Genomic DNA, 18,366 nt, shown 5'->3' with positions numbered 1-18,366 from the left:
TTTCATTTATTTTAAAAGAGCTTTTTTGCGTCTTGCTTGCTCTTCTATCTAACAATAGTTTTTGAGAATTGAGTCCAGTGTAATAAACTTGCTCACCTAGAGCCGTTTGTCTGATGTGAAGGGATTACAGATAAAGGAAAGTCAAGTACTTATGTATATGGAGCTTAAAATAATCCTCGTAACTATAAGTAAATTTAATGGAAAGAGGCAGTAAGTATGTTGAAAAATGAGAATGTACCCGAATTGAAAAAGGAGTTAATGGATGAGAGATAGAAAAGAAATATTAAAAATACTCTGTTGTGAGGGAGTACTGATTCTAGGTTGGCTAGGATATTTTATAAAGTTTAATGAATACTATCGGAATACTGAGATTTTAATTTCAGACCAAAAGCCATTAATCGATAAACTATTAATTTTTGTTACCTATTCAAAAGAAAAGTCGTTTATTTTTTTTGGTGGGGGATTATGTCTAGTATTTTTATTAATAGGGATGGTTGCTAAAAGTTATTCGATTGCCGATGAGACTGATTTGAAAAAGCAAAAATCGTATCTTATCTGGTTGCTAGCGGCAATCAATACGAGCTTAATTTTAGCCCTGTGTCATCCTATGGTATATCCGATATTTATTGTATTCAGCTTATTTTCAGGAACCTGTCTTTATATAAGGGCGACGTTCAATAAACTACCAACGATTGAAAAAGATTATGAAGAAGACTATCAAGAAGACTACGAGGAAAGTTATGAGGGAATCGATGAGACAAAAGCGACCAAATAAAAACAAACTATATCAATGGACGATGACCGTTATAACGGTATTTCTTGTTGGACTTTCAACAAGCTCAACTGTGAGTGCTGAGGAGGAGCCATTAGGATACACAGTCGATATAATTGAGCCCGAAACACAGATTGATAAAACGAAAGACTTTTTTAATATTCAAACACGGCCAGGGGAAGTACAGACAATCCAAGCGATTGTTAAGAGTTTGAGAAAAGAGCCTGTTACCATTAAGGTTTTTGCAGAAAACGCTATGACCAATGAAGCGGGCCAAATTAATTATAGTGATGATAAATCTATCTTAGACAAAAGTTTAGTGACACCTATTTCAGATATGGTTAAGATTTTAACGCCAGAGGTAACAGTTGCCAATCAAGAAGAAAAAATTGTGGAGATCCAAGTAAGCCCACCAGAAGAATCATACGAAGGCATTAAACTAGCTGATTTAGCCTTTCAACTACAAGATGAAAATGAGCAGGGGAAATCAGGGGTAGGATCAATGTTTGCCTATCGTATTGGTTTACTGACGATGGAGGAAGACATTGATTATGCTGATTCTAAAACGGTCAAGCTTGTAAAAGTTACCCCTAATATTCATAGAGGGAAAAAAACACTGCTTGTGAGATTTCAAAATCCGGAACCCAAAATACTGTCTAATTTTACTTTAGCCTACAGCTTAACAAAAAAAGGCAGTCAAAAACCAATAAAAGAAGAAAGCACTCAGAATCATAATATGGCTCCCAATAGTAATTTCAATTTTCCTATAGATTTAGGAATGGATAATGCGAGTGCAGGGGAGTACACCTTAAAAGTAACGATTGAAAACACTTATGGTTCCTGGGACTTTAATGAGGCAGTTCAGATAACTGGTAGTCAGGCTAAAAAGATGAATGATGAGTCTGCATTTAAGTTACTGACCCCAGTTTGGATAAAAGGTATCGCAATCGGAATGGCAGTATTATCTGTGATCTCGAGTATCGTTATTTTCTATCGACAATCTAAATGGAAAACTAAGTTAAAAGAGCAAAGAAAAAAGAAAAAGAAGAAAAGAGGAAGGAAATGAACAATCGAGGAAAACTAGGTCTCATTATTATTTTCTGTCTATTACTAGGTGGGGCCCTGTCAATGCCAGCTCACGCATCAAACACAGCAGCTGATGTAGGTACCAATGTTGGGGTGGGATTTGGCGAAGCTGATAAACAAGAACCTACCCCCAGTGGGGAGCCAATTAAACCAAAGCAACCAGCGGAAGTGGTTGTGCCAAAACTGACGTCCAATTCATTGCCTCAGCTTGGTAAATTTATTGAACCAATGACGATGGTGTTGTTAGGGTTATTAATATGGTTAGTGATTTTAAGCATTATGGCATTAAAAAAATATTTACATCCGAAGGGAGAGATATAAATGGGATATTTTTGGATTTACTTCTTAGCAATTGTGTGTGTGTTTTCGTTAAGTGTGTTCTTAATGACCTTATCTTCAAATGTGGTCTTAGTCAGAAAATTAAACTTACCAAATAAATCATTAAGTGTAAATTGGTTACTTATCATATTTAGTTTAGTTAGCCTGGGCTTACTAGTTTATCTATTCTATTTATTAAAAGTACAACTAGGCATTATGGCGTAAGCGACGGCAATTAACATATTTTAGACAATTTACGACAGTAACTTCCTCTAATCTATTAATTAAATAGTGTAAAAACGAGAGGAAGAAAAAAATGAAAACAAAATTATTTTTAGGTTTAGCAACAATTATGGCAGTCGGTGCAGTTTCAGGCACAACGGCATTAGCAGCGGATAATACGGCTTCAAAAACATCTACAGATGTAGGAATTGGCTTTAAGTCGGATGATGATAACTCAGCCACAGAGGGTCCTTTTAAGAATAACTTGGCAATGGTATTCCGTCCAACTGAATTTTCTTTTGGAATGAAGAATACGGCTGGAGCAGCATCTACATTCAGTAATACGATAAAAGGTAACCAATATATTGTTGTGAATGATGATCGTAGCGGAACTGACAAAGGTCAGGGGTGGAAAGTCAAAGCCCAAATGACTGAATTAACATCTGGGACAGAAACATTAGCTAATGCTACCTTATCTTTTGGTAATGGCGCAGCGAAGTTATTTGCCTATGATTTAGGGAATACGCCAGATCCAAGCAAAACAGACGATTACCTACCAAACAAGGTTGATGACGAGGCTGGAAATAAGCCAAACAGTTTATCTGACTTTGCTTCAGGCGATAATGTTTATACCCCTGGTGACATAAGAACACTGAAAGCTGGAGATGGCTCACAAGTTACAATGTTGGAGAAAAAAGTTGACGCTGCAGATAAAGTTGGCGGAGTAGCTTACCAAATTGAAAACGTTAAGTTAGATGTTGTCGATACTGCCAAACTAGGTGGAAAACAATTTACTGGAAGTATTAATTGGACACTTGAAAAAAATATACTGTAAACTAAGTCTTACAAATCCCTAGTATTAAAATGATACATCAAGATTAGAGGATAGTTAGAGGGAGTTATTGTCGTAAATTGTTTAAATAACGAAATGTGAAGCTTACACATAAAAGCAAATGACTAGATAAGTATTAAAAAATCACCAAACTCACTTTGTGAGAGGCAAAAGAGACCTAGTGAAAAGGAGTGGAAAGATGAAAAAGAGAGATCGTAATACCTATTGTGGTCTGTTAATAGGTTTGTGTTTGCTTATGAGCGTGAACTCAACTGTATCTTTGGCAGAAACTAAAGGTAAGAGTGACCTAGAAATTACTTTAACAGCTGGGGAAGATGAGGCAGTAACAGAGGAAAATATTACATCAGTCTTACCAAATAAAGGCTCGTTTGTAATTAAAGGCGCATCTAGTTTCAGTTTTTCTCAAGTGAAACTAGGCGCAGAAAAGAACTCCCTTATTTCAGGGAAAACAGCAGATGGAAAGCAAATAGATGCATTAGGGGTTGAAGTTGTTGATTTGAGAGGAACTGGTGGAGGCTGGAGCGTCAAGGCAAAACTGAGTCCATTGATTTTAAAAGGAGAGGGACGTGAATTAAAAGGGTTCAAGTTAACAGTGCCTACGTTGGAAGTCACCACTAAGTCATCATCAATGGGTAACATGCCAGAAGGGCACAAGGTAGAGTTTGAAGGTGCTGGTGAAAAAGTGATTTTTTCGGCAGCCAAGAATAAGGGAATGGGAAAGTATACCAATATTTTTACCCGGAAAATCAGTTCTCAAGATAAGGGTGTCTTACTTGAAGTTCCAATAACAGCTAAGAAGGGCGCTTACGGAGGGAAGATGACTTGGACATTAATTGATGGTCCCCTGTAAATAGTATCCAGTTAAATAAAAGGAAAGAGAGGAAGCCTGATGAAAAGAAAACAGTTTTATCAACGGATTCTTTTAGGCAGTACACTATGTTTAGTTAATCAAACCGTATTCGCTGCTGATTTTGAGTCAGACATTACAAGCGATATTGTTCCAGGTGAAACAACTGCAATTGCGCCTAAATTCGGCAGTGACCGATTAGATAGTCAAAATAAAGGGACAAATAATATGGGCACGTTAAAAATTGATCGAGCTCCTAATATTAAGTTTGGGGTTGTTTCAGTAAGCAAAAGATTTCAAGAAGTAAATGCCATTAATGCCAATCCCTATGTTCAAATTTCTGACGTACGGGGAACCTTAACAGGCTGGACATTAAGTGCAACCATGTCAAATTTTACCTCAGGTGAAGGTACCAATCAATTGACCATCGACGGGGCCTATATCACATTATCAGAGAATAGTTTAACCGATTTTGAATCAAGTGAGGCCTCTGAGCCTATTGTAGGAGAGAATATAGCCCTAAATTATGCGGAAAAGACCGTAGCAGAAGCTGGTTTCGACTCTGGACAAGGAATATGGGGAATTAAATGGGATCAAATTAAACTTAGAATATATCCACATACAGCAAAACCGGATACTTCTTATACGGCAAAAATAAAATGGACCTTAACTGATGGCCCAAAAGAGTAAACCAAATAAGGCGGTAATTGTTTTATGGCTAATAACTGGGCTATTATTTGTGTGCTTTTCCCCAAAAGTAACACAGGCTTCCGGTTTAAATTTTGATGTTGAAGTGGTTACACCAGAAAACCAAATAGATAAACAACAGACGTATTTTGATCTTTTGGTGAAGCCGAATCAAAGTCAAGAATTACTAATTAAGATTACCAGCCTGAGTGATAAAGAAATAGTGATAGATGCCAACCCTAATATTGCTACAACGAATCAAAATGGAGAAGTTTCCTACAGTGAGATTCCTGGCGTATTGGATAGCACCTTAACTTACCCAGTTACCTCAATGCTCTCAAAAAAACAAAGGGTTCGGTTAGCGCCAAAAGAAATGAAAGAAATCATTTTTCAGTTGAAAATACCGAAAAAAGCCTTTGATGGCAAGGTAGTTGGTGGTTTTTTATTTCAGGAAGTGATGGAAACTAGTGAAAACTTTTCTAGTAAAGGAATTAATATTGATAACTATTTTGCATTGGTGAAGGGGATTCAATTACAAGAATCTTTTAAAAAAATAAAGCAAAATATCGAAATAAAAAAAATAACGGCTACTGCATTAAATTATAAGCGAGCGATTACAGTCAATTTACAAAATACAGAATCCGATTTTATTCGTGAGCTAGCAGCAGAGGTCAAGGTGAAGAGAAAGGGTTCTTCAGACGTATTATATGAAAGAAAACAACGGGGGATTAGCATGGCGCCAAATTCCCATTTCGATTTTCCGATATTTATGGATAATCAGGAATTAAAGTCGGGTGATTTTTTAATGGAGATAACTTTAACCGGTAAGGATTTTAATAAATCCCGTACAAAACCATTTACCATTAGCAAAGAACTTGCTGAAGAAATCAACGGAAAAGCGGTTGATTTAGTTGGAGGCAAGGCATCACAGTCTATAGTTATGAAGCTTGTCTTAAGTGTGTGCATCTTACTTATCCCTTTAACGATAATCATCGGTAAATGGTTTGTAAGGAAGAATGGCAAGAAAACTATTAGTAGAAAATAAAAATTGTTAGTGATGGAGGGAAATGTATGACGGTTTACGGCTATGCTCGAAAAGATTATCCAAGCCAAATGGCAACACAAATAAAACTATTATTAGACTATAAGTGTGAGAAGTTGTTTGTTGAACAGTATGCCTTTGAAGAAGATAAAGAGTTACAGTTATTACTAACAGAATTAGAAAAAGATGACATTATTGTAGTCGAAAGCATTGTCGTATTTGGCAAGAACCTAGAAGGTATGGGACAAATTCTAGAAATAGTCAGCAGTAAAAAAGCTCATCTGATTAGTATCAATGAAAAATTAGACACAGGTCAAACTTACTCCTTTGTGGATAATTTTAATTTGGTTTATCATGTGAATGCGAGTTATCGAAGCGAACATATCAAGCAACGACTAGCTAAGTCAAAGCACGATGGAAGGCAGTTGGGACGTCCGGCAATTAATAAGAAAAAGATTGAAGAAATTCGTCATCTACATGACGAACGAAAGATGAGTTTGCGAGATATTGCTGTTTGTTGTGGTGTTTCCCTAGGGACCGTTCACAAATATGTCCATGAAAATAGTTAGGGATATCTGCCAAGCTGTCCATTAGCTTAAATCATTCATTTTTTAGTATCACCGATTAGCATGACGGTCAACAAAAAGAGTATTTGTTATGGCGGCTCACACACATAGTAAGGATCATCTATTAAAAAAAATCAAATAGACTAAGGCTTAGTTGCAGCAAGTAAGCTGAAAATCAATCAGATTAGTCATGAGCTCTAACGTAGTGCTAATGAAAAAGTGAAACTTAAGAAGTTAAGATGTATCTGGCTTGGAAAGCCCATGGTGTCTTAGGATTTTGTAAAGAGTGGAGAAGTGATTGTTTAAGGAAGGAAGAAAAAGATGAAACAGAAGAGAAGTCAATTCTATCGGATGATGTTTGGCCTCATAAGTGTCTTAAGTTTGTTTGGCTCAATGGCAGTTGTCAAAGCAAGTACAACAGTCAATGACGGTGCTTATGAGTATTATACTGAAATCAATAACGATGGGGATATAATTGCGGGAAATCAAGAACCGGTCAAATCAGGGGACAAGCTCGTGATTCGACCAGCGTATCTAGGTAATAGCTTTATTTCAGATACAATCAGCCCGAAAGGAGTCCCTTTCACTTTTTATGGGAAACCAGGAGATTTAAGTTCGATATCATCGTACCGGCTGTATCCAGGGGATATCGTCTTAAATAAGAATATTGGCTTTTATCAAGGGAGACCGCTAATGTTGAAAACAACCTTTGCTGATGTCTCCCTTGACAGTGTGCAACCTACTTTCACAGCCCTCCTAAGAGATGGTTCAATGATGATGAGACCAATGGAGAAAGGGACATACTTTCAGGTGTTCTATGCTGACGGCTTAAAGGAAGTCGTGAAAGACGTCTTAATTGAACTACCAATTGAGTTTTCCCCCAGCAGAGGTGATAGCTATTTACATGTTGCCACTGAGGGGTTAAAAAGAGTCTATTTAAATGATCCCGATGAGGCTATTGGAATGAAAACTGTCTCAGATGAGGAGTATGACTTTTATGGCGAAGAGAAAGGCAGTTTAGGAAAACTCCAGAAAAAACCAGCGATACAAGTTAAGAATACTGTCCCTGAGGGGTTGGTACGAACGTTACTAAATGGCACCTTCATCTTTGAAAACAATCAACCTTTGATCATTGGAGAAGAAGCTGGGAGATTTACGCAGTATACGTATACTTTTAAGAGTGAGCTCAAGACGCCAGCGGAGATAATATATCCAGTTCCTAAAGCCAATTCAATTTCAGAGTCAGAAAATTTTGCGTTACATTTTGATATTACTCAAGCCCTAAGTGATGGGTACAATCAGTATTTCCCGGAGTATTTATCGATTGTGATGGAAGATGAATTTAATATGTTTAATTCAGTCGACGATGCGGTGATAAAATTTACAAATAATGAGAACCAAATAATTGACACCGTGAAAACTGAAAAAATATCACCTCATCAGTTGGAGTTTAAAGTGACGAAAGAAACTCTGCTATGGATGAAAAACAATCAAATTAACTTAGATATTGTCGTGGGTAATTTAAATGAAAAGCAAGTAAAAAGTACGTTAGGGGAAGATGGTGACTATCACGTCCCAGTCACTTTTTATAATTATAAAAAAACGGCAAAAGGGGAGATCGTGTCATCTGATCGAGTAAAAGCTATCTCTATCATTAAACCGTCTATTTTTGCTCAATCAGCCGATCGAGAAGTTTTTGTTGGAGCCAAGCGGAATGATTTATTACCAGAAGAGTATTTGAAAAATATGGCAACGACAATCCCCAATGATACACTGACGGCTGAGTTTGTTGACACAAGCGCAGCAGCCAACCAAGAGTTTTCGGTACTGAACCAAACGTATACGTTTAAAGTTAGAATCAAAAGCAATGAAAACAAACAATTAGCAAAAGTGATCGATGTCTCCGTTAAGGCTACACGTGGTGTCTTAATAGAACCTGCCTTTTTTGATAATCAACCTTGGATTATTAACCTAATTAACAAACAATTAGGTAAAACCATTGGGAAAGATGTTTATATGTCTGACTTGATGAAAATAACCGAGCTAGTCTCTAGAAACCCCAAGCCCAATTATACTAATCAATTTATTCCGAAAAATATTTCAGAACTTAAAAACCTGGTGAAAATCGATTTAGCTAATACTCAATTTAAAGGTGAGATACCAGCGGAAGTGGGTCAATTGAGTAAGTTGGAGCAATTAATTTTATTTGGCAATAATTTTAGTGGTTCAGAAATTCCAGCTACATTGGGGAATTTAAGTGAGTTAAAAACCTTAACGCTCGATGATAATCAACTAGGCGGTGAGATTCCAGCCAGTTTAAGTAAGTTGAGCAAACTATCGACGCTCTATCTTGATAAGAACAACTTGGTGGGGAAAATTCCTGATTTCAATAAAAATCAATTATTTGTAAATTTTCATCTTGATAATAATCAAGTGACATACAACAGTACCAAAGCACCAGAAATTGGTGGGAAAGGTTATACATGGGCAAATACATTAATTGTTGGTGGGGAATCATATTCTCTATTTGGCAAGCAGTATCTGCCAATTGACAAACCGATGGTGATAAAGCCTTTTGATCCGAAGAATATAGGCTTCTTTGACTTAAGTTTGAAGAAGGGAAGCACCAAACAAGAATTATTCGCCGGTCACACCTTCAGTATTAGAGAGATGACGACTAATAAAATAGTGTACGAGAATGGTTTAGCCGATTCAAACAAAACAATCCGAATCAACAGTTTGGAAGATAAATTTGAAGTGATTATGGATGGCGCCGATCAAAATCCTAACAATCGTTTTGAAGTATCAGTACGCAAACAAGAGCTGAAATTTATTTCAGTGCCCACTAACTTGAAAACCACGAATCTGACCACCGATAATTTAACTTATCAACCGGTTTATAACGCTGATTCGAAAGTGCCATCTTTAATGTTATTTGATAATCGTGAGGAGAGTAATTGGGATGTGAGAGTCTCTTCTCCAAAAAAATTAACGGCTTCTGATGGGAAAGTATTAGCAGGGACTTTCAATTATCGAGTGAAAGCGGGAATGTGGAAAGAAATAACACCGACCGAAACGTCAGTAGAGACGGGAAAAAGTTTACCAGACAGTGGTGAAATAGATGTTTTTAAAGAATGGAGTAGTGTTAAAAATAAAGAGAGAGGTCTTTTCTTTAAGCAAGATAGTAATAGTAATTTTAAAGGCGATTATTCTGGTCAACTAAATTGGTTTCTCTATGATGTTCCCAACTAACCAAATACTAATGGTAAAGAGAAACTGTTCCAGAAAGAATAAGGTGATAGGTTGTGAGGATTGGGTATACGATGAGTCAAAAAACTAATAATGAGCTGGAATATATTTGTCAGAAAGTGGTGTATTGTCGGGCCGAAAATTATTCGACAGAAAGTTTTTTTGCATTTATAACGGACAATTTAGAAAATGTGATTTATGTGTCTCATTTAGCAGATATAAACTTGCAACTGATTCAGTTATTACCGGGTCTAGAGTTGATGCACAGCCAACAGAAATTTATCATCTTCTTAGATAAGGGGACCGCAAAGAATTTTTCGGATAAAGCATACTTTGACTTTATCTTAATGCTTGCCCAAAATGAACAAAAGGTTATTGTCAGGCGAACGATCAAAGGACTAGAAGCGAGTGCTCGAAAAGGAATGAAGTTTGGGAGACCAGGACTTCCGAAAGAAAAAGTTCAAGAAATTCAGGCTCTCTACTACAATGAATTACGGACCTATCGAGAAATATCTGAGATATGTAGCGTTTCTGTGGGAACGGTCCACAAATATGTTAATAGTTTAGAGCTGAAGGGATATCCCTCGAATGTCGGGAGTTCCGTTGAAAAAAATGAATTTAGGGGTAGTAACATCTGCGAATCTTAGGACGAATTGATGACTTAATGAGAGTCTAAACAGCTAAAGAAGGTGGAGAATGATAGTTGGAAACAATAGAGTAACAAAGCACTATCCAGAACAAGGCCGCTGGCGCATAAGCAAAGTTATGTGGAAATTAATAATCCTCAGTGTAGCTTTTTTGCTCACAATAGGGAAATTGGATCTAGTTTATGGGGCAGTGGAACAAGGGGAGACCTATTATGTTAAACCCATTTTACCTGCTAATAACCAGGGGGATGAAACAAGTTATTACAACTTATTAATGACGGCTAATACAGCTCAAACATTACAGTTAGAAATTGTTAATGACACAGAGACTGATAAGACCTTTACTGTCGAAACTGTTGATAGTAGAACCATGAGTGACGGGACGATTGGTTATGATAATCAACATGATAAAGACTCGACCAGTCATAACCGATTTACTAATATGGTGTCGAAGTTAGAGCCAGTGACTGTGAAGGCTAGAACAAAAAAAATAGTAGCAATGGTAGTAAAGACCCCATTAGAAGAATTTGATGGCATTGTATTGGGTGGTGTTCGCGTGACAGAACGACAAGTTGACCGACAAATAGGAGGGGTGGCGAATGTCTTCTCATATGTTGTCCCTGTTAAAATCCAAGAGACGAAAAAAAATATTTCAAATCAATTGGTCTTTCAAGGGATTGATGTTAATCAAACAAAGGCCGAATCTTTGGTGACAATCAATCTTGAAAATATAAATCCAAGTATTATCAATAACATGAGCCTTCAAATTAACATAACTAAAGAAAATAGTTCCACGCTATTGTATTCAAAAGTGCTCAAATCACTACAGATTGCACCAACCTCTATCTTTTCTCACACTATTTCAATAGGAGATGTTCCTCTTGAAGCTGGAAATTATCAAGTTGAATTGAAGGGAACGGCAGATGGATTAAAAGAATCGTGGCAAGAAGTGTTTACAATTGATAAGAAACAGGCAAAAAGAACGAATGATGTTTTTTCTCTAACTAATAACACCTATAGCTGGCAGAATTTGGTAATAATTGTTTTACTAATCGCTGTTGGTGTGAGTATACTTTTTTGGATATGGCGGTGGAAACAGTCGAATACTCTTTCAAAAAAAGGGGATAAAAGGAGAAAAAATGAAAAATAGCGAGAAAATCTTTTATTCATTTCTTATGATAAGTATGATGTTAGGTCTTAAAGGAGTTGCTTTTGCTGAAGAAACTAATCAGGAAAGCCGTAACAATAGTTTAAGTGACGTATCGCTAGTTGTTACAAAAAAAGAGGTTAATAGTGAGCCCTCTTCTCAAAAGATAATTGATTCTAAAAAAAGGCAAAGCTTACCTCAGACCAATGAATCTGAGGCATCGGGCAAATACTCTTTTGTGGGAACGATACTTATGGGAAGTCTGCTTGTTTTATTAAAAAATAGAAAGAACAAGGAAGGATTGTAAGTATGAACAAAAAAGGAATGTTTTTAGTATCGGCTTTAACTATAGGAGGAGTAATGTTAGCATCGGTTTATATGGGTCAGGCTGTCTACGCAGCAGAAGTTAAATCAACGCTAGAACTGTCAATTGAGGAAGACAGCACTCCTAGAGGAGAACTAAGTTTTGCAACAGATAATGGGAATATACAGACGGATGCCAATGTGGTTTTTTCACCTTTAACAGTTGATTTAGGGACTGGGAAAAAACAGGTAGTGGAAGAAAAAGCAGGAACTTCAGCTGCCGTTAAATTAAAAGATACTCGTACAAATGTAAAAGGAAAAGGCGGGTATAGTGTTAAAGTTGGATTTGGTACAGATGATTTTGCGGAAAAATCATTTAATACCATCAATTTTAAAATAAATCTTAGACCAACAAATGTGACAGGACATGGTGCCAATGATCTGAGTAATGTGGACCTACAAGGGGGGAACTTAGGCGGTAGTATTCCCGATCCTGAGAAATTATTCTCTTTTGATTATGAAGAAGGTGTCACTGATAGAGAGGTTAAATTGAATCCATCGTTGAACATTGGCGATGCCTCTAAATTAGCATCAGGTAAATATGGTGCTACACTGGTGTGGACGTTGATTCCAGTATTACAATAAAAGCAGTATGAATAAGTAATGGGTATCACAGGACTTGAAACTTAAAGTCCTGTGTTTTTTGTTTGTTGCTATCTGCCTGACAACACGTTGATAATAGAATTTACAACTAAGATGATCTCTGATGTAAATATTGAGGTAGTTGGGGTGAATGACTAACTAGCGCTAGGCTCTCAATATGCTAATCAAGATAAGCAATTAAATGAAGCAGTGAAAGAATTTCAACAAAAAAAATGGGGATGAGATAACTAGTAGATAAAAAAACTATTAAGGGAACGCTTTATGAGTGTGTATCAGTTAAACTATGGCAGATTTTAGCGCTTAAACCCGATAGTGTGATCATATATGCCGATAGACAGCTCTGTGATAAATGACAAGCAATCGTCTATTAGAATCCGGCAATAACTACAAAAAAGTCACTCAGAAAGAAGCCTCGTGGGGCAGTTCTAAGTGACTTTTTGACTTTAAGGAGTGGGAAGGCTGTTGATTAATTCGACAGCTGTTTCATAAGCTTCGACTTGGGCCTCGCAGCGCTGGATTTGAATTTCATTTTCAATATAATTGATGGAATTGCTCAAATCTTTAATCCGAAGGTCTTCTAACCGATCGATTTCTTTTTTAGCGTCGTTGATTTTTTTGTTAATGACAGTGATGTCTGCTCTCATGACGATGTCCTCCTAATTTTTTTTATTGGGTATACGTTACGCGTCGTGATCTGCTAGTTCAACGGCTTTGTTTAATATTTTTTTCGCTTCATGTAGGGCTTTTTTCTGTTCCAAATAACGTTTAACTGTCGAATCTGTTTCGCTTAGTGTTCCTAAGGCTTTATCCAGTTTATCAAACTCGTGGTCAATGTCTTTAGCGATTGACAACTCCTCTTCTGATTCGTAAAGTACTGCGTCAACGTCTTCCATTACAGCATCATTGGCTAGTCGTTCGACCTTCTTAGCTTTTTGAATGATTTGACGGATTTCATGAATGGCTTTTTCCTGCTCATAAAAATGACTGACTTTATTGGTTGAATCGGCTAATTTGTCTAAAGTGTCATCTAATTTCAGCATTACTTTGTTGATTTTGTTTAAGATATTTGCTTCTTTTTCATCATAGGTTGTCATGGTTATGTCCTTCTTTCGTTTGTTAGATAGTTCCCCTTAGCTAAATCGATGAAACAATTTAGTTGGCGGAGAGACCTTTAGTTTATTTTAAGAATGCTTCAACAATGTTCATTATCCCGAACATCAATAGGTAAAAACCAACTAAAAAGCCAAGAGTCAAGGCAGAGGTAATGGGGTCAAATAACAAGGCAAACCCAATAAAAATACCGATGACGTTAAGGATTAAACTAAACCAATAATAGGCGGGACTAACTGCTTTCGCTAAGTCTAATGAGAATAAACCATTAATAGAATCGGCGATAAACCAAACAGCAAAGAGGTATGGTAAGGCAAGTAACCCGATATTAAGGTTGAACAATAAGACAACCCCTAAGATAACATCCAAAATTCCAACAATAATTAAAACGGTGGCTTTAGCGCCGGTCAATTTTTTGACTTTATTGCGGAGGAAGATGTCGAAACAGCCTTTGATAATGGCCATCATCCCGATGAAGACCGTTACACTGACGAGACTACCAGCAGGATCTTTAAAAGCTACTAAGGAGGTTAGGATGAATAGAACTCCCAATAATAAATTTCCCCAGTCAAAATGCGTCTGTTTTTCTGACATGATAATTCCTTCTTTCTTAATCGTACGATTTATTTTTTATCTCTAGTTTGACAAGCTCCTTTCTGATTGGAACTATCTTTACTATACTCGTGGTTCAAGGACTTTTGAATAAACAAAACGAATGTTATGTGTTAAATTGGACAAATTGTCCATTCTGTCTGATTCATTGAGGGCATTAGTTTGAACAGTGTTTAAAAAGAATCTGATAAGCTAAACAGCCCATTAGAAGAGGGTAGCAAGTTCCCTTAAAGCCCGTGTACTTTACCTAGGAGAGAAGGAAACATACACGATTGATAGTATTGTGGCGTATAAAAGCATGTCTAAATAGGATAACAAGTCTAGGAGAAAGGATTAGTATGGTAAAGGAAAGGGTTAGGAGCTACAGGTATTAATATTCTTGACATGACAGAAGATTACGATGGGGCTTACACCGATATAACATCAAAAATGGTGTGATCAACAGTAATAAACGGCTCTTGAGGGCTGTTCAGCTTTAGCGAAACCTTATGAAAGATAGAGTAGGTTTAGTAGCATTTATCTTGACAGACATAATTAAATTGGATGAATGTTAAAGAGAGGTAAATGTTCCACTCTTTATTATGATAAAAGTGACAACATGACCTATTTCAACTTTTTTACTGTAAATTCACAACGGATTATGTTTTAATTTAATAAAAGGAAAGGGCTAAAATAGAAGTGATAAAACCTAGTGTTTTAAGAAAATACAATCAAGTGATTGACGAAGTTCAAGCTGAGGTATGGTTGTTAACTGAATTGAACCGGGAGGAACAAGATTTTAGTGATGAATTTGCTGAAAAATATAAATTAGGTGAGTTTAGTGAGTGAGCATCAGGTAAAAAAGTCGTCAACTTAATCATGAGTTGGAAAGAATTCATCACTACTTATCGCTATATGATCAGTGGAGAATATCTCATTTTTCATAAAATTTTTGGACATGAAAAAAAGTAAGTGTCTATCATATGTATCATGGAAAAGAAAATGACCTCGTTAAATTGAATTTAAGTTAAAATAAAGAAACACGAGAGGAATTATTGATATCAAGAAAGGAATGTATCGATGACTAAAAATATCGTCCCTTATTTTATGATGCTTCCAGCGATTATTATTGGAAGTATCGCAATGATTAGAAATGACCTTCCTTTAAGTATCTGGATTCAAAATATAATGATTTGGGTGTTAGGATGTGTTCTAGGGTATCTTTTTTTAAGTATATCGAAAAAAAGGCATTCAAATAAAAATCCCTTTGATTTTATACCGATAATCATAAGTATAATCTTATTAACGTGTCCTTTTTTTACAAGTTATTCTAGTGGTGTGCATCGATGGCTGTCTATTGGTCCCATAATGATCTATCCAGCAAGTATTTTTTTACCATTAGTGATTATTTATCTTGATAAAACACTAGCAAACTATCCCGAAAGTTACACGCTAGGATTGCTCGTCATTCTCTTACTCATTTTGTTATTTCAACCAGATGCTGGACAATTAACAGCCTTTTCGTGTGCTATCTCACTTCTTATTTTTAAAAAGGTGGATAAGCCAGTCTTAAGGTATACTTCTTTGGTGATTCTGCTGATTTTCGTCGGACTGACATGGCTGTTTATCGATAACCTTGCACCAGTTTCTTATGTGGAAAATATCTTTAGTTTGGTTAAAGACATGGGGCCACATTGGTTTGTTTTAGGGACAATATCATTAATTCTATTAGTACTTCCATTTTTTACATTAGCTACATATAATTGGACTTACTTTTCATTAGGGTTATACTTTTTGGCAGAAATAGTCGTTCCTTTTTTCGGGAATTTCCCTATGCCAATCATGGGGTATGGTATCTCGCCTATCATCGGCTACTTGATTGCTATTACCTATGCCATTAATCAGAGTGATCGTGGCACAAAGGATATTCTAAGTTCAGCAGGAAACGAATAGTGTGTTTTCACTGGAAGCTGCACCGTGACACAAGAGACAATAATCTCAAACACATCGCCATCGCAGACAAAAAGCCGAAGAGATAGGTTCTTTTCGGCTTTTTGTCTAGCGCGGAAATGACTAACCCCTTACTGCTAGTCCCACTTGATTTTCACCCGTAAGCCCTTAAGCGTGACTAGCAGTCAGCAAGTATGGCAATCCATAAAGTTAACCAACTGGGAACTATCCCTATTAAGGACTATTTAATGTCAAAGGGCAGTTTTTGTCAGTTACCCCTTATTAATTTAATGATGGCTGTCTCTATTGTCGGGGCGTCATTAACCCCATCTCTAATCATGGCCACCTTGCCATAAGTCGTTTTTGAAATCAGTAGCCCTAACTTGATGGCCAATTTTCAAGCGATTTTCATCTGCTGACACGTAATAAAAGAACATAACATAGTGGTATCTAACTGATAACGTCTCATTGCCTCGTGCTACTTCTTTTTCATCGAAATAAGTAATATCGCAAGAATTATTTCTGATAATATGATCTTCTAATTACCTTCAAAGGTCTATTTGACTGTCTGGCCGTCTGGTGACCAGTAGTGATATCCAATACCTAATTCGTTTAATAAGCGAAAGTAGTCAATTTAAGTGTAGTATAATTGACTTTATTATCCAAATTATCGGTCAGAACCATCTGTAATTTTGTGAAAAAATACTAGATAGTCTACTATTTTTATGGCTAATAATAATCTGAAAAGGGGTTTTTGCTGTGAAAAAATGGAATTTTAGTGAGAAGTTAGAAGGTAAAACTGATGCGCCCGTTTTATGGGTGATGTCAAATAAAAAGGAATTGAGATTAGCTGCATGGATTTTAGCACCACTAATTTTGTTGTATTATGTCATTAAAGATATATTCCAAGAATATACTGATATTAACTTTTTCTTGGAATTAATTGTTTTGGCTACGTTATTTCCATGGCTTATCAATGCCTTTATCTTTATAGTTGAGATGGGAGAGGTGGCTTTAAAAACTAGTAATGCTATAAAGTTAAAACATATTTTATGGGTATTGATACCTTTGGTAATGATAATTTTAATTGTTGAAGGATATATGGAAAAGATACTAATAAACCCGAATACACCAGCTCTAGTTTTGGTTATCGTTTCTTTTTTTATTTCCAAAAATGTCTTTGTTGTTATTAATGCAATTAAAAAATCAAAGAAGGACAAGGAAAAATTTCAAGCTAGTATGCAACTTTTTAATAAAGGGATTATCTCCTTTATTGCAATTGTATCATCAATTTTGGCTACGTTGTTAACGTTGAAACAGTTACTTAGCAAATAAGTATAGTAAGGATTATGAATGAAGCAACAGAAAGGGAGACGAAGGGAAGTTCCTATGTCTCCCTTTTTATCAAACCACTGTCTGTTGTTGGACTAAAAAAAAGATTAAATCATCTTCTAACTGACGGATTTCATTAGTGGTACTGATAGCAAAATCTGGCGACCTTATAACCTTCACCCTATTGGTTCCCAGCCGAAGGGAGAATAAGCCATTAAACTGCCAGTTTAAAGCGGCTTTGGATGATTAATAGTGCTAGCTTGTGTTATGGCTCTTCACCATTTTTTTGGTTCTGTTGCAAAGTTATAAATAAGAAAAGCCAACACTTTTCACCAGGTCATTTTAAGCTGCTATTCCCATTAGTTGCTTGAGTTCATCGCATACTGAAAAGTCGAAGAGATTTCTTCGACTTTTTTTGTATAAGGCATGGACGGTCTCCATCCCTTTAATTGTAGCTGCCGCGGTCCTAATGGACCGGTATAATTTGTGTCTTTTCTTGATAGGTCGATGGTCTTGTTCAATGATATTATTCATGTATTTACTGGTTCGATGAGTGGTAGAAGTGAAATAACCCTCTAATTTGAGTTGTTTAAACGCACAAAAGAGCGATGGTGCCTTATCTGTGACAAGAACCCTGGGTTCACCAAATTGCTTAACTAGTCGTTTGAAAAAAGCGTAGGCTGCTTGACTGTCGCGTTTCTTACGTAACCAAATGTCGAGTGTCAGCCCAGAAGAATCAATTGCACGATATAAATAGTGCCACTTGCCCTTCACTTTAATATAGGTTTCGTCCATTCTCCAAGAGTCACCTGCCGTGCGATTCCGCTTTTTCCAAAGGCAGTACGCGATTTGACTATATTCTTGAACCCACCGGTAGACAGTTGTGTGGCAGATTTCAATTCCACGTTCACGAAGGATTTCTGAAACATCACGGTAACTTAAGTTATACCGTAGATAGTAGCCTACGGCTACCATGATAAT

At 36.5% G+C, this 18,366-nt stretch carries 21 protein-coding genes and 1 pseudogene; 17 read left to right on the top strand and 5 right to left on the bottom strand.

The annotated features are described in order from the left end of the window. Positions 1-262 precede the first annotated feature (262 nt). The 14 genes from RWN13_RS21845 to RWN13_RS21780 all read left to right on the top strand — a co-directional run bounded on the left by RWN13_RS21845 (position 263) and on the right by RWN13_RS21780 (position 12,384). Positions 263-775: a hypothetical protein gene (locus RWN13_RS21845; protein ID WP_314067980.1), complete on the top strand. Its 513-nt coding sequence runs from the start codon at positions 263-265 to the stop codon at positions 773-775. Continuing rightward, complete coding sequence (locus RWN13_RS21840) at positions 753-1,838, top strand: DUF916 and DUF3324 domain-containing protein (RefSeq protein ID WP_314067978.1); 1,086 nt, start codon at positions 753-755, stop codon at positions 1,836-1,838. The genes RWN13_RS21845 and RWN13_RS21840 overlap by 23 nt, the downstream gene beginning before the upstream one ends. Continuing rightward, positions 1,835-2,179, top strand: coding sequence for a hypothetical protein (locus RWN13_RS21835; RefSeq protein WP_314067976.1), 345 nt, complete (start codon positions 1,835-1,837; stop codon positions 2,177-2,179). The genes RWN13_RS21840 and RWN13_RS21835 overlap by 4 nt, the downstream gene beginning before the upstream one ends. Continuing rightward, positions 2,180-2,401 (top strand): hypothetical protein, encoded by a 222-nt coding sequence (locus RWN13_RS21830; protein ID WP_314067975.1) that lies wholly within the window; start codon positions 2,180-2,182, stop codon positions 2,399-2,401. Between the two features lie 91 nt (positions 2,402-2,492). Next, positions 2,493-3,233, top strand: a complete 741-nt coding sequence (locus tag RWN13_RS21825) for a WxL domain-containing protein (RefSeq protein ID WP_314067973.1) — start codon at positions 2,493-2,495, stop codon at positions 3,231-3,233. 196 nt (positions 3,234-3,429) lie between these two features. After that, the gene (locus RWN13_RS21820; protein WP_314067972.1) at positions 3,430-4,101 is read left to right on the top strand and encodes a WxL domain-containing protein; all 672 of its coding nucleotides are present in this window, start codon (positions 3,430-3,432) and stop codon (positions 4,099-4,101) included. A 39-nt stretch (positions 4,102-4,140) separates the two neighbouring features. Then, a complete protein-coding gene (locus RWN13_RS21815; protein ID WP_314067971.1) occupies positions 4,141-4,788 on the top strand; it encodes a WxL domain-containing protein in 648 nt (215 codons plus the stop codon). Beyond that, positions 4,772-5,830: a DUF916 and DUF3324 domain-containing protein gene (locus RWN13_RS21810; RefSeq protein ID WP_314067970.1), complete on the top strand. Its 1,059-nt coding sequence runs from the start codon at positions 4,772-4,774 to the stop codon at positions 5,828-5,830. Before RWN13_RS21815 ends, RWN13_RS21810 begins: the two co-directional genes overlap by 17 nt. Before the next feature lie 26 nt (positions 5,831-5,856). Continuing rightward, the gene (locus RWN13_RS21805; protein ID WP_314067968.1) at positions 5,857-6,396 is read left to right on the top strand and encodes a recombinase family protein; all 540 of its coding nucleotides are present in this window, start codon (positions 5,857-5,859) and stop codon (positions 6,394-6,396) included. Positions 6,397-6,714: 318 nt separating this feature from the next. Beyond that, positions 6,715-9,645 carry a hypothetical protein gene (locus tag RWN13_RS21800; RefSeq protein ID WP_314067966.1) on the top strand — a complete coding sequence of 977 codons (2,931 nt, stop codon included), beginning with the start codon at positions 6,715-6,717 and terminating at the stop codon, positions 9,643-9,645. 53 nt (positions 9,646-9,698) lie between these two features. Further along, on the top strand, positions 9,699-10,289 hold the full coding sequence (locus RWN13_RS21795; RefSeq protein ID WP_314067964.1) for a winged helix-turn-helix transcriptional regulator: 591 nt from the start codon (positions 9,699-9,701) through the stop codon (positions 10,287-10,289). Positions 10,290-10,338: 49 nt separating this feature from the next. Further along, the gene (locus tag RWN13_RS21790; RefSeq protein ID WP_314067963.1) at positions 10,339-11,439 is read left to right on the top strand and encodes a DUF916 and DUF3324 domain-containing protein; all 1,101 of its coding nucleotides are present in this window, start codon (positions 10,339-10,341) and stop codon (positions 11,437-11,439) included. Next, complete coding sequence (locus RWN13_RS21785) at positions 11,429-11,743, top strand: LPXTG cell wall anchor domain-containing protein (protein WP_314067962.1); 315 nt, start codon at positions 11,429-11,431, stop codon at positions 11,741-11,743. Before RWN13_RS21790 ends, RWN13_RS21785 begins: the two co-directional genes overlap by 11 nt. A gap of 53 nt (positions 11,744-11,796) precedes the next feature. Next, positions 11,797-12,384 carry a hypothetical protein gene (locus RWN13_RS21780; RefSeq protein ID WP_314067960.1) on the top strand — a complete coding sequence of 196 codons (588 nt, stop codon included), beginning with the start codon at positions 11,797-11,799 and terminating at the stop codon, positions 12,382-12,384. A 461-nt stretch (positions 12,385-12,845) separates the two neighbouring features. Here the strand turns inward: RWN13_RS21780 and RWN13_RS21775 are convergent, their stop codons facing one another. The 3 genes from RWN13_RS21775 to RWN13_RS21765 form a co-directional block, all read right to left on the bottom strand. Then, the gene (locus tag RWN13_RS21775) at positions 12,846-13,046 is read right to left on the bottom strand and encodes a hypothetical protein (RefSeq protein WP_314067959.1); all 201 of its coding nucleotides are present in this window, start codon (positions 13,044-13,046) and stop codon (positions 12,846-12,848) included. A 36-nt stretch (positions 13,047-13,082) separates the two neighbouring features. Beyond that, entirely contained in the window at positions 13,083-13,496 is a 414-nt protein-coding gene (locus tag RWN13_RS21770) for a hypothetical protein (RefSeq protein WP_314067957.1), read from the bottom strand. Between the two features lie 82 nt (positions 13,497-13,578). After that, entirely contained in the window at positions 13,579-14,106 is a 528-nt protein-coding gene (locus RWN13_RS21765) for a DUF308 domain-containing protein (RefSeq protein ID WP_314067956.1), read from the bottom strand. 696 nt (positions 14,107-14,802) lie between these two features. On the opposite strand from RWN13_RS21765, the gene RWN13_RS21760 reads away from it, so the two are divergent. Together RWN13_RS21760 and RWN13_RS21755 are read left to right on the top strand one after the other, a co-directional pair. Next, positions 14,803-14,952 carry a hypothetical protein gene (locus tag RWN13_RS21760; protein ID WP_314067953.1) on the top strand — a complete coding sequence of 50 codons (150 nt, stop codon included), beginning with the start codon at positions 14,803-14,805 and terminating at the stop codon, positions 14,950-14,952. 231 nt (positions 14,953-15,183) lie between these two features. Then, positions 15,184-16,056 carry an FtsW/RodA/SpoVE family cell cycle protein gene (locus RWN13_RS21755; protein WP_314067951.1) on the top strand — a complete coding sequence of 291 codons (873 nt, stop codon included), beginning with the start codon at positions 15,184-15,186 and terminating at the stop codon, positions 16,054-16,056. Positions 16,057-16,190: 134 nt separating this feature from the next. On the opposite strand, the pseudogene RWN13_RS23730 reads toward RWN13_RS21755, so the two are convergent. Further along, positions 16,191-16,417 (bottom strand): annotated as a pseudogene (locus RWN13_RS23730) (cation-transporting P-type ATPase); the annotation flags it as partial. Between the two features lie 395 nt (positions 16,418-16,812). Between RWN13_RS23730 and RWN13_RS21745 the strand changes: the two are divergent. Next, the gene (locus RWN13_RS21745) at positions 16,813-17,388 is read left to right on the top strand and encodes a hypothetical protein (RefSeq protein WP_314067947.1); all 576 of its coding nucleotides are present in this window, start codon (positions 16,813-16,815) and stop codon (positions 17,386-17,388) included. A gap of 339 nt (positions 17,389-17,727) precedes the next feature. On the opposite strand, the gene RWN13_RS21740 is transcribed toward RWN13_RS21745, so the two are convergent. Continuing rightward, positions 17,728-18,366 (bottom strand): IS6 family transposase (locus RWN13_RS21740; protein WP_314067946.1); only part of this gene is annotated, 639 nt, incomplete at its 5' end.

Origin of the sequence: uncultured Vagococcus sp., assembly GCF_963518325.1 — a bacterium.
In the GTDB taxonomy this organism is placed as follows: domain Bacteria; phylum Bacillota; class Bacilli; order Lactobacillales; family Vagococcaceae; genus Vagococcus_D.
The sequence above is the reverse complement of the archived record's forward strand: the minus strand, read 5'-3'. Positions and strand labels throughout refer to the sequence as shown.